We start from the raw sequence: 11,889 nt of genomic DNA on the forward strand, positions 1-11,889 counted from the left end.
CGGCGCCCCCCCCCCCCCCCCCCCCCCCCCCCCCCCCCCCCCCCCCCCCCCCCCCCCCCGCGACGGGGGGCCGCCCGGACCGCCCTTCGACGGTGGGCCGCTTGCGCTCGTCGGGCAGGTCGATCTCGCCCAGCCCGATGCGGTTCTGCAGGTGTCGGGCCCAGCGCGGAGCCCACCAGCAGTCGTCGCCGAGCAGCTTCATCACCGACGGCACCAGGAACATCCGCACCACCGTCGCGTCCAGCAGCAGCGCCGCCGCCAAGCCGAACGCCAGGTACTTCATCATCACCAGGTCGGAGAACATGAACGACCCAGCGACGACGGCCAGCACCAGCGCGGCGGCCGTGATCAAACGTCCGGTGGTCGCGGTGCCGATCCGGATCGCCTCCGCGGTCGACATGCCGCGTTCCCGCGCCTCGACCATTCGGGAAACCAGGAACACCTCGTAGTCGGTGGCCAGGCCGAACCCGACCGCGACGACCAGCGCGATCAGCACCACCATCAGCGGCGTCGGCGTGAAGTTCAGCCACGTCGAGAAATGCCCGTCGACGAAGATCCAGGTCAGGATGCCCAGCGTGGACCCGAGCGTCAGCGCGCTCATCACCACCGCCTTGATCGGCAGCACCACCGACCCGAACGCCAGGAACATCAACAACGTTGTGGCGCCGAGCAATAGGACGAGCATCAGCGGCGCCTTGCTGAACAGACTGTGGATGCTGTCCTGCTCCAGCGCCGGCGTGCCGCCGACCAGAAGGGTGAGGCCCTTTGGCGGCGATATCGCCCGCAGTTCGCTGATCTTCTTGGCGGCGTCATTGCGATTGGACAGGCCGTTCTGGATCACGCGGACCGAGCCGTCCTTGGGCTGCGCTGCCCCGTTCGGGCCGCTGACGCAGGGGTTGCCGGCGATGGTGGGGCACGGTCGCTCTTGCCAGGTTTTGTCGGTAAACCCGGTAATCGAGGAAATCCTGTTGCGGATGTCGGCAACCTGCTGGTCGGTGACCTTGCTGCCGTTGTCGCTCTTGATCACCATCGTCAGTTGTTCGGTGCGGTATCCCGGAAAGAGCTTGTCGAAGTGCTCCTGCGCCAGGCGGACGGAATTGTTTGGCGGCAGGTACTTCTCGCTCATGCCGCCGAACGAGAGGTTGCCGAGCGGAATGACGAGCAGGATCATGCCGACGGCGATCGGGATGGCGAACGCCAGCGGCCGCTTCATCACGAAGTTGACGAGCTTGCCCCAGAATCCGGCCTCGACCTCTTCGCGGGTCTTGGTCTTCTGCAGCCGGTCGGCGAGCCAGTTGAGGTAGGCGCGCGAGTACTTCCAGTTGCGCAGGAACGGCACCCGGAACGCGGTCCGCACGCCCAGCGCATCGACGTGACGGCCGAGGATCCCCAGGCACGCCGGCAGCAACGTGATCGAGAGCAGCGCCGCAAGCCCCACCGCGGCGAAGATCGCATAGACCAGCGAATGCACGAAGCCCTGCGGCAATACCAGCAGGCTGGCGCTCGACGCGATGATCAGCGCCGCGGAGAACGTCACGGTGCGACCGGCCGTCATGACCGTGCGACGCACGGCGGCGTCGGTGTCGTAGCCCTCGGCGATCTCCTCCCGGAATCGGCTCACCACGAAAAGCCCGTAGTCGATGGCGATACCGAAACCGATCAGCGAGATCACCGGCTGGGCGAAGAAGTGCACCGGGCCGAAGATGGCGACGAACCGCAGGATGCCCAGCGCGCCCGCAATGCTCAGACCGCCCACCATCACCGGCAGGCCGGCGGCGACGGCGCCGCCGAACACCAGGAACAGCACCACCGTCACTATCGGTAGCCCGATGTATTCGAGAGCCTCTTGGTCGCTGGCGATGGTGCCGGTCAGGGCGTTGGCTATCGGCTCCAAGCCGGCGAGCTGAACCGTGCCGCCGTCGAGCTTCTGCAGGTCGGGCGCGATGGCCTTGTAGTTGTTGAGGATGCTGTCGTCGTCGTCGCCCTTCAGCGGGATGGAAACGAACGTGTGCTTCCTATCCTCGGTGGCCATCCCCTTGATCAGCGAGCTCGGGCTGTCTGGCGCCGCCAGCCAGCCGGCCCAGCCGACGACCTGATCGGGATGGTCGTTCTTGAACTTGTTGAGCTCGCCGACGATTCTGTCCCGCCAGGCCGGGTCGTCGACCGATCCCCCGTTGGGGGCGGTGAAAGTGGCCACCACGTGGCTGGTGCGGTCGCGGCCGTAGGTCTTGTCGCCCAGTACCGACGCCTTCACCGATTGGCTGCCCTCGTCGTAGAAGCCGCTCTGTGTGACATGCTTGCCCAGGCTCATCCCGAACAGGCCGCCGAGCAGGCAAAGAGCCACCGTGACTCCGATGACGATGTACCGGTAGCGGTACACGGTTCGACCCCACCAGGCGAACACGTAAGCTCCTTACTGGATCTCTACGGACCCGCGCATTGGGTTCCCAGTCTCACACACGCGTGGTCAATAGGGCGGACAGCGGCCGGAAGGGCTGCAGCCACGCTCCATGGTCAGGCAGCGAATCTAGGCCGATTCGCGGCAACGGCTCCCGGAAAACACCCGCAATGTCTTCCAGGTCGACGAAGTCCAAGGTATCCGACGCTAACGCCCAACTCGCGTGTTCACGAAATCCGATCACCTGGACGCCAACCCCGCTGCGCGCGATTTCTTCCAGCGGTTGACGGAACGCCTGGCCGTCGGCCGAAGCCACCACCAGCGCCGCGAGGCCTTCTTGGCGCCGCTGTTCGATGTGCGCGAGCATGTCGCGGTCGACGTCGCTGTCCTCGTCGATCTTCGGCTTGGCAAAGACCGCGAAGCCCACGTTACGCAGCGCGTCCACCCACGGCCGAACGACGTCGGCGCTGCCCGGGGCGATATTGGTGAAAACGGTGGCCTCCGGTTCGACCACGACGCCCGGTCGGCCGGCGCTGACCTCCGCGGTGCGGGCCAGCAGCCAGCGACCGAGCGCGTCGAAGCGTGGACGTTCGAGGGCGGTCGGGCGCCGCCCCAGGATGGACCCGAGGCCCATGTCGAGGTTGGGGGCGTCCCACACCAGCAGGACGCGCCTGGCGGGTGCTTCGAAACTGCCCAGACCACCACCGGAGAGGACCGCCGGTGATTCGAGCGGTTCGGGTACTGCTGCGGTCTGTTCGGTCAGGCTCATGCTCATCGCCTCTATCGTCGAAGCCAGATCAACTCGGTCACGGCGCTGCCCGCTTCTCGAGCTTTCGTCTCGTATTTAGTGGTGGGCCGGACGATCGAGACCGGCAGTCGGCTGCCGGGCTCGACACGGCACAGCCGGGGTTCGGCGTCACCGGCCTGGGCGATCTGCTCGGCGTACCCGGGGTGGTCCGTCGCGGCGTGCAGGACACCACCAGGGAGTAGCCGGTCAGCGATCAGGCCAATCGTGCTCGGTTGCAGGAACCGGCGTTTGTGGTGGCGCGCCTTGGGCCAGGGATCGGGGAAGAAGACGCGGACTCCGCTGAGCGACGCCGGCGCAACTAGATAGTGCAGGACATCGACCGCATTGCCCCGGATCAACCGGATGTTGCCGATACCGTCGCGGTCGATGGCGGACAGCAGCTGCGCCAGCCCCCGGCGGTAGACCTCCACCGCGATCACGTCGACGCCGGGCTCGTCCTTGGCCATCGCCAGCGTGGATGTGCCGCTGCCACAGCCGATTTCGAGCACCAACGGCGCCTCGCGGCCAAACCACGCGCGGGTGTCCAGCGGTTCGGTCCGCTCGGGTATCTCCGACATGCCCAGCTGCGGCCACAGCCGTTCCCAGGTCTGGCGCTGGGCGTCGGACAGGGCGGAGCGCCGGGAACGAAAACTCGACGCCGGAAGGTAGCCGTGCTGCGGATTGTCCGAATCGCGGGGCTCCGGTGCTGGGGTCACGTCCTGGCCAACCTCTAGTCCGGTCGTCGCCTCCACCCGTGTGTCGGGACATGTCCCCACCCCGGGTTGCGCATGCATTTGTCCATGGTGGCCCATGAACGCCCGATGTAGCCGCCCCAGGTCCAGATTGATACCCAACAGTTGCCTTCGACTGGTAACACCAAGGTGGCTCGCATCTCGATGGCGCAGGTGCCACCATTCGGTGGGACCCGATCCGCCACCGGGCAAAATGGGCTGGCCGGTGGATCGGCCAACGATCGACCGGGAGAGGGACAGGGGCACCAGATTTTCGTCGATGAGCTGACGCGATTCGCCGCCGAGCACGCTGACGCGCGCGTGACGGCCATCGCCGAACGAGCCGCCGCGCCGCTGCGCGTGGCGGTCCGCGGGCGCCGGGGCGTGGGGCGCGGCACGGTCGCGCGGGCCCTGGACCGCGCCGGGTGTGCGGCGGGGATCGCGGTGGCCCCGCCGGAGTGCGCCGGTGATCGCGACGTCGACGTCGTCGTCTACGTCACCGCCGAGGTGATCAAGCCGGAGGACGCCGACGCGATCGGCGCCGCGCAGCGCCCGGTGCTGGCGGTGCTGAACAAAGCCGATCTGGCCGGCGCGCTGTCCGGCCGCGGCGGCGACAATCCGATCGCGGCCGCGCGCGAACGCTGCGCGAAACTCGCGGCGCTCGCTGGCGTCCCGGTCGAGCCGATGATCGGCCTGCTTGCCGTCGCCGCGCTGGACGACCTCGATGCCACGGTGTGGGCCGCGCTGCGGGACCTGGCCGCGCATCCCGGCGGTGCTGCGTCCCTCGACGGGTCGTTCGACGGATTCCTGGCCGCCGACAACCCGGTGCCCGTCGCCGCCCGGCGGCACCTGCTGGACGTGCTGGATCTGTTCGGGACGGCCCTGGGGATCGCGGCGGTCCGCCAGGGCCGCCCACCGGCGCAGGTGCGCACGCTGCTGCGCCGCACCAGCCGGCTCGACGCCGTCCTGACCAAGCTGTCGGCCCTCGGCGCCGAGGCGCGCTACCGGCGGCTGCTCGACGCCGTCGCGGAATTGGAGGCCCTGGCCGTCCGCCACAACGAGATCGGCGAGCGGATCGGCGGATTCCTTCGCCGCGACGACACGGTGATCGCCCGGATGGCCGCCGCGGTCGAGCTGGCCGCGGCGGCCGGGCTGCGGGTCGGCCCCGTATCGGCCGACGCCGATCCGGCCACGCACCTGCCGCGGGCGGCCCGCTGGCAGCGCTACAGCCGCGGACCGGTGAGCGATCTGCACCGCGCCTGCGGGGCGGACATCGCCAGGGGATCGCTGCGGCTGTGGTCGCAGACCTGCGGCTCACTTCCCGCCGGGGAGCCATGGTGAGCGGCGAGGATCGCGACGACCCGGCCGCCCGGGTGGACGCACTGGTGGCGGCGATCGGCCCCCGGCTGGATGCGCCCGCCGTCAACCGGCTCGACGTCGTGCTGGTGACCGGCCCGTGGATGTCCGGGGTGACCGGGGTGGTCGCGGCGCTGCGGGAACGGCTGCCGCAGCACAAGTTCGTCGAGTCGACGGATCTGGGACCAGGCGATGCGCCGGCCGCGGTGGTGTTCGTGGTGTCGGCGGCCGCGCCGTTGACCGAATCCGACTGTGTGCTGCTGGACGGCGCCGCCGAGCACACCGACGCGGTGATCGGCGTGGTGTCCAAGATCGACGTGCACCTCAATTGGCGCGACACGCTGAAGACCAACCGCGAGACGTTGGCCGCGCACGCACCGCGCTATGCCCAGGTGCCGTGGGTGGGCGCGGCCGCGGCCCCCGACCTCGGTGAGCCGGCCGTCGACGAGCTGGTGGACACCATCTCGGCTCAGCTCGCCGATTCCGATATCGCTCGGCGAAACAGGTTGCGGGCGTGGGAATCTCGGCTTCAGACACTGCGGCAGCGTGTCGAACGCGACGCCGAGGGCGCCGGTCGGCGGGTGCGGGTCGAGGCGTTGCGCGAAGAGCGCGGCGCGGCCCTGCGCGAGCGGCGCCAGGCGAAATCCGAGCGGACCATCACCCTGCGCGGCCAGATCCAGCAGGCGCGGGTCGAGTTGTCCTACTTTGCGCGCAACCGCTGCTCGGCGCTCCGCGGCGAACTGCAGGAGGACGTCGGCGGTCTGTCGCGGCGCAAGATTCCCGAGTTCGAGGCGCACACCCGCGAGCGGCTGGACGAGATAGTCACCGAGGTGAGCGAGCACACCACCACACACCTGGCCGGCATCGCGACCGAGATGGCGGTGCCGGTCGCTCTGCCGGCCGTCGAGAAGCTGCCGGCGGTCGACGTCGGCCCCCCACACCTGAAATCACGGCGGCAGGAAACCTGGCTGATGATGCTGCTGGGTGCCGGGTTCGGGCTGGGTGTCGCGCTGACGCTGAGCCGGCTGGTCGCCGGTTTGGCCCACGGCCTGAACCCCCTGGCCCAGATCGCCGGGGCCGCGGCATGCGTGGCGATCGGCCTGGCCGTCACCTTCCTGGTGGTCAATCTCCGCGGACTGCTGCACGACCGCGCCTTGCTGGACCGTTGGGCGGGCGACGCGACGTCGTCGCTGCGTTCGGCCGTCGAGGAGTTTGTCGCCACCCGGGTGCTGGTCGCCGAGTCGGTGCTGAGCACGGCGCTCCTCGCCCGCGAGGAGGCGGAGAACTCGCGGGTGTCCGAGCACGTCAGCGCCATCGACAGCGAACTGCGTGAACACGCCATCGCGGCGGCGCGGGCCGCGGCGGTGCGCGATCGGGAGATGCCGACGATCGCCTCCGCGCTCGAGGCCGTCCGTGCAGAGCTGGGAGAACCGGGTATACCCCATTCCGAGCAGGAACCGGAGAACGAACCGGAGAACGCGGCCGAACCCGCGGGCGGGGACGGCAGCGACGAACCGGTGTCGACGGACGAGGACGGCGACGTTTCGTGACGGCCGGTTTCTGAATCGTTGTTGTGAGGAGGCTTATACCCGCCCGGACCATCCCCAGCAAGGTGATCACGATAACCTGTAGTTAACGCATCACCATGTCAACAGTTGTGTGGGCGAACGCATACGCACGACGAACGCCAGGAACGCAGACGAAGAATTCAGGAGAGTTCGATGACCTCAGCGACCATTCCGGGTCTGGACAACCCGCCCACCGAGCACCAGGGGCTGCTGTCGTGGGTGGAGGAGGTCGCCGAGCTCACCCAGCCGGACCGGGTGCTATTCGCTGACGGCTCCGACGAAGAGTGGCAGCGGCTGACCGAGCAGCTCGTCGAGGCGGGCACGTTCAAGCGCCTGAACCCCGAGAAGTACCCCAATTCCTTCCTGGCGCTGTCCGATCCGTCCGACGTCGCGCGCGTGGAATCGCGGACCTTCATCTGTTCCGAGCGGGAGAGCGACGCGGGCCCGACCAACAACTGGATGGACCCGGCGAAGATGCGCTCCACCCTGAAGGATCTGTACCGGGGCTGCATGCGCGGCCGCACCATGTATGTGGTGCCGTTCTGCATGGGCCCGCTCGGTGCCGACGACCCCAAGCTGGGCGTGGAGATCACCGACTCCGAATACGTCGTCGTCTCGATGAAGGTGATGACCCGGATGGGCAAGGCCGCCCTGGAGAAGATGGGCAACGACGGGTTCTTCGTCAAGGCGCTGCACTCCGTGGGCGCCCCGCTGGAGCCGGGCCAAAAGGACGTGCCGTGGCCCTGCAACGACACCAAATACATCACCCACTTCCCGGAGACCCGCGAGATCATGAGCTACGGCTCCGGCTACGGCGGCAACGCCCTGCTGGGCAAGAAGTGCTATTCGCTGCGCATCGCGTCGGCGATGGCCCACGACGAGGGCTGGCTCGCCGAGCACATGCTGATCCTCAAGCTGATCTCCCCGGAGAACAAGGCCTACTACTTCGCCGCGGCGTTCCCGTCGGCCTGCGGAAAGACCAACCTCGCCATGCTGCAGCCGACCATCCCGGGCTGGCGCGCCGAAACGCTCGGCGACGACATCGCCTGGCTGCGATTCGGCAAGGACGGCCGGCTGTACGCGGTCAACCCCGAGTTCGGTTTCTTCGGGGTCGCTCCGGGCACCAACTGGAAGTCCAACCCCAACGCCATGCGCACCATCGCCGCGGGCAACACCGTCTTCACCAACGTCGCGCTGACCGACGACGACGAGGTGTGGTGGGAAGGTCTGGAGGGCGAGCCGGATCACCTGATCGACTGGAAGGGTCAGGACTGGATCATTCGCGAGACAGAAACCAAAGCGGCCCACCCGAATTCGCGTTACTGCACGCCGATGTCGCAGTGCCCGATCCTGGCGCCGGAGTGGGACGACCCGCAGGGTGTGCCGATCTCGGGCATCCTGTTCGGCGCGCGCCGCAAGACCACGGTGCCCCTGGTGACCCAGGCCCGCGACTGGCAGCACGGCGTGTTCATGGGAGCCACCATGGGCAGCGAGCAGACCGCCGCCGCCGAGGGCAAGGTCGGCACCGTGCGCCGCGACCCGATGGCCATGCTGCCGTTCCTCGGCTACCACGTCGGTGACTACTTCCAGCACTGGCTGGATCTCGGCAAGAACTCCGACGAGTCCAAGCTGCCGAAGGTGTTCTTCGTCAACTGGTTCCGCCGCGGCGAGGGTGGCAAGTTCCTGTGGCCGGGCTTCGGTGAAAACAGCCGCGTGCTGAAGTGGATCGTCGACCGCATCGAGCACAAGGCCGGCGGCCAGGACACCCCAATCGGCATCGTCCCCACCGCCGAGGACCTCGACTTGGATGGCCTCGACGTCACCGGCGAGGACGTGGGCCGGGCTTTGAGCGTCGACGCCGACGAGTGGCGCAAGGAATTGCCGCTGATCGAGGAGTGGTTCGAGTTCGTCGGCGACAGGCTGCCCACCGGCGTCAAGGACGAGTTCGAGGCGCTCAAGCAGCGGCTGTCCGAATCGTCGTAGCACCCCGGCGCTAGCCGCCGATCACCTGCCGTCGCAAGGACTTCGGCAGATACACCGCGCCCGGTCCCGCGCCCGCCGCGGTGTCGCCGGGATTGGAGATGGCGCAGCGCTTCAGCGACAGACAACCGCAGCCGATGCACGAGTCGAGGTTGTCGCGAAGCGCCATCAGGCCCGCGATTTGATCGTCGAGGCGCGTGCGCCACGTCTTCGACAGCGCCGCCCAGTCGGCCCGCGTCGGGGTGCGGGCGTCCGGAAGTTTCGCCAGGGCGTCGGCGACCTCCTCCAGGCTTAGCCCGACGTTTCGGGCGGCCCGGATGAAGGCCAGGCGCCGCAACATGTGCCGCTCGAACCGGCGCTGACCACCTGACGTCCGCGACGCCGTGATCAGGCCCTGGCTTTCGTAGAACCGGATCGCCGACGCGGCGAAGCCACTTCGCGTCGCGATCTCGCTGACGGTGAACAAATCCCGTTTATCCATACGACCTACCCACTCGGACTTGACTTAAAGTTTACTTTAACTATCAGTATGGGGCGTATGACTCAATCCGACACCCGTCCCGTCGCAATCGTCACCGGCGCCTCGCGCGGATTCGGCAAGGCACTGACCGCCGCCCTGCTCGACCGCGGCTGGACCGTCGTGGGCGATGCCCGCCGCGACACTGACCTGAAAACCACTGCAGCAGAGCTGAATTCGGCGCGACTGATCGCGTTGCCCGGAGACGTCACCCAGGCCTCCCACCGCGACGCGTTGATCGCGGCGGCGATCGACGCCGGGCCGCTTCGGCTCCTGGTCAACAACGCGAGCCGATTGGGGCCCAGCCCCCAACCGCAGCTCGCCGACTATCCTGCGCCCGAGTTATCGGCCGTGTACCAGACGAACCTGTTCGCCCCGCTGGCGCTGATCCAGGCGGCGCTGCCGGCCCTCACCGAGAACGGCGGGGTGGTCGTCAACCTGACCTCCGACGCCGCCGTCGAACCGTATGCGGGCTGGGGCGGCTACGGCTCGTCCAAGGCCGCCCTCGATCAGCTGTCGGCCGTGCTGGCCGCCGAGGTCCCGGCCGTGCCGGTGTACGCGTTCGACCCCGGCGACATGCGCACGGAGATGCACCAGGCCGCGTTCCCGGGCGAGGACATCTCCGATCGCGCCGAGCCGGAATCCGTCGTGCCGGCGGCGTTGCGGCTCCTCGACACCCGGCCGCCCTCCGGTCGCTATCGGGTCGCGGACCTGGCGCTGTCTGGAGCGCAGCAATGACTCTCCCGACACTCCCGACCCTCCCGGCTACCCCGCGGCCGCACACGCGCTTCCACCGGCGCCCGGGCTCCGATGCCACCGAGCCGCCCGAGGCGCGCGGCCTGGCCCGGGACGCGGTCAAGCTGCTGGTCGCCCGGCCCGGCGGGGTCGACCACGCGCACTTCCGCGACCTGGGTGAGTACCTGCGGCCCGGCGACCTACTGGTGGTGAACGACTCCGCCACCATGCCCGCCGCCGTCGACGGCCGCCGCGCCGGGCAGCCGATCGCGGTGCACTTCTCCACCGTGCGCGCCGAGAAAGTGTGGGTGGTGGAGCTGCGGCCCGCGGCGAACGCGACCGGACACCTCACCGACGTCGGGCCCGGCCAGCGCATCGACCTGCCCGGCGGCGCCGCGCTCGTCGTCGAGTCCTCCTACCCGCGGCCGGGCGTCGGCGACGCTCGTTTGTGGACCGCGCGGGTGATCATCGAGGGCAACGTCGGCGCATACCTCGGCCGGCATGGCCGCCCGATCCGCTACGCCTACGTGTCGCGGCAGTGGCCGCTGCGCTACTACCAAACCGTGTTCGCCCGGCGCCCCGGCAGCGCCGAAATGCCCAGCGCGGCACGGCCGTTCAGCACCGAATTGGTGACCGCTCTGGTGGCGGCCGGGGTCGCGATCGCGCCGATCACACTGCACGCCGGGGTGTCCTCGGCGGAGGCCGGCGAGCCGCCCACTCCCGAGCTTTTCCAGGTGCCCTCCGCGACCGCGCGGTTGGTGAACTTCACGCGCGCGGCCGGCGGCAGGGTGATCGCGGCCGGAACCACCGTGACTCGTGCTCTGGAATCGGCCGCGGACCGCGGCGGCGCGGTGCGGCCGGTGGTGGGCTGGACGGACCTTGTGCTCGGCCCGTCCCGCCCTCCCCGCGTGGTCGACGGCTTGATCACCGGATGGCACGACGCCGGCGCCTCCCACCTGTTGCTGCTGGAGGCCGTCGCCGGCCCGGAGCTGGTGGCCGGCGCCTACCGCGAGGCCGTCGAACGCGGCTATTTGTGGCATGAATTCGGCGACAGCGCCCTGCTGCTGCCCACTTGACACCTGTCAACACGCGCGGCGGTACAGTCCTCGCATGCAGATTCGCCCCCACATCGGCGCCGACAAACCCGCCGTGATCCTGCACCCGTCGGGCACGGTCGTCACCTTCGACGAGCTGGAAGCCCGCGCCAACCGGCTGGCCCACCGGTGCCGCGAGGCCGGCCTGCGCGAGGGCGACACCGTCGCGATCCTGATGGAGAACAACGAACACATCCACGCGGTCATGTGGGCGGCGCGGCGCAGCGGCCTGTACTACGTGCCGATCAATACGCACCTGACCCCGGCCGAGGCGGCCTACATCATCGACAACAGCAGCGCCCGGGCGATCGTCGGGTCGGGCGCGCTGCGGGAAACGTGCGAGGGCCTGGCGCAGCACCTGCCCGGCGGGCTACCGGGCCTGCTGATGATGGCCGACGGCGATCTCGACGGGTGGGAGCGATATCCGGAATGCGTTGCGGGCCAACCCGACACACCGATCGATGACGAACTCGAGGGCGACCTGCTGCAGTACTCCTCGGGCACCACCGGGCGGCCCAAGGGAATCAAACGCGAGTTGCCGCACGTCCCTCCGGCGGAGGCCGCGGGCATGATGGCGGCGCTGGTGGAATTCTGGATGACGCCCGAGTCGATCTATCTGAGCCCCGCACCGCTGTATCACACGGCGCCGTCGGTGTGGTCGATGACCGCGCAGGCCGGCGGCATCACGACCGTGGTGCTGGAGAAGTTCGACCCCGAGGGCAC

The 11,889-nt window shown here is 69.0% G+C and carries 10 protein-coding genes; 6 read left to right on the forward strand and 4 right to left on the reverse strand.

Going from position 1 to position 11,889, the window contains the following annotated elements; genetic code table 11:
• From A5736_RS13915 to trmB, 3 genes are all read right to left on the reverse strand, one after another.
• Positions 1-2,404: MMPL family transporter (locus A5736_RS13915; protein ID WP_139333305.1), on the reverse strand; the 2,404-nt coding region annotated here is incomplete at its 3' end.
• Positions 2,405-2,453: 49 nt separating this feature from the next.
• Entirely contained in the window at positions 2,454-3,167 is a 714-nt protein-coding gene (locus tag A5736_RS13920; protein ID WP_076246828.1) for an NYN domain-containing protein, read from the reverse strand.
• A gap of 11 nt (positions 3,168-3,178) precedes the next feature.
• Positions 3,179-4,039: a tRNA (guanosine(46)-N7)-methyltransferase TrmB gene (gene trmB / locus A5736_RS13925; RefSeq protein ID WP_371328385.1), complete on the reverse strand. Its 861-nt coding sequence runs from the start codon at positions 4,037-4,039 to the stop codon at positions 3,179-3,181.
• A 42-nt stretch (positions 4,040-4,081) separates the two neighbouring features.
• Between trmB and A5736_RS13930 the strand changes: the two genes are divergently transcribed.
• From A5736_RS13930 to A5736_RS13940, 3 genes are all read left to right on the forward strand, one after another.
• Positions 4,082-5,257, forward strand: coding sequence for a hypothetical protein (locus A5736_RS13930; protein ID WP_254848360.1), 1,176 nt, complete (start codon positions 4,082-4,084; stop codon positions 5,255-5,257).
• Positions 5,251-6,822 (forward strand): hypothetical protein, encoded by a 1,572-nt coding sequence (locus A5736_RS13935; RefSeq protein ID WP_175611273.1) that lies wholly within the window; start codon positions 5,251-5,253, stop codon positions 6,820-6,822. The genes A5736_RS13930 and A5736_RS13935 overlap by 7 nt, the downstream gene beginning before the upstream one ends.
• Positions 6,823-6,993: 171 nt before the next feature.
• A complete protein-coding gene (locus tag A5736_RS13940) occupies positions 6,994-8,823 on the forward strand; it encodes a phosphoenolpyruvate carboxykinase (GTP) (protein ID WP_076246832.1) in 1,830 nt (609 codons plus the stop codon).
• A 10-nt stretch (positions 8,824-8,833) separates the two neighbouring features.
• Here the strand turns inward: A5736_RS13940 and soxR are convergent, their stop codons facing one another.
• The gene (soxR, locus tag A5736_RS13945; protein WP_076246833.1) at positions 8,834-9,301 is read right to left on the reverse strand and encodes a redox-sensitive transcriptional activator SoxR; all 468 of its coding nucleotides are present in this window, start codon (positions 9,299-9,301) and stop codon (positions 8,834-8,836) included.
• Positions 9,302-9,358: 57 nt separating this feature from the next.
• Between soxR and A5736_RS13950 the strand changes: the two genes are divergently transcribed.
• The 3 genes from A5736_RS13950 to A5736_RS13960 form a co-directional block, all read left to right on the forward strand.
• Positions 9,359-10,075 (forward strand): SDR family oxidoreductase, encoded by a 717-nt coding sequence (locus tag A5736_RS13950; RefSeq protein WP_076246835.1) that lies wholly within the window; start codon positions 9,359-9,361, stop codon positions 10,073-10,075.
• Positions 10,072-11,148: an S-adenosylmethionine:tRNA ribosyltransferase-isomerase gene (locus tag A5736_RS13955; RefSeq protein ID WP_076246836.1), complete on the forward strand. Its 1,077-nt coding sequence runs from the start codon at positions 10,072-10,074 to the stop codon at positions 11,146-11,148. The genes A5736_RS13950 and A5736_RS13955 overlap by 4 nt, the downstream gene beginning before the upstream one ends.
• A gap of 34 nt (positions 11,149-11,182) precedes the next feature.
• On the forward strand, positions 11,183-11,889 hold a 707-nt coding region (locus A5736_RS13960; RefSeq protein ID WP_139333306.1), incomplete at its 3' end, for an AMP-binding protein.

It is taken from the genome of Mycobacterium sp. SP-6446 (assembly GCF_001954045.1).
Lineage (GTDB): Bacteria > Actinomycetota > Actinomycetes > Mycobacteriales > Mycobacteriaceae > Mycobacterium.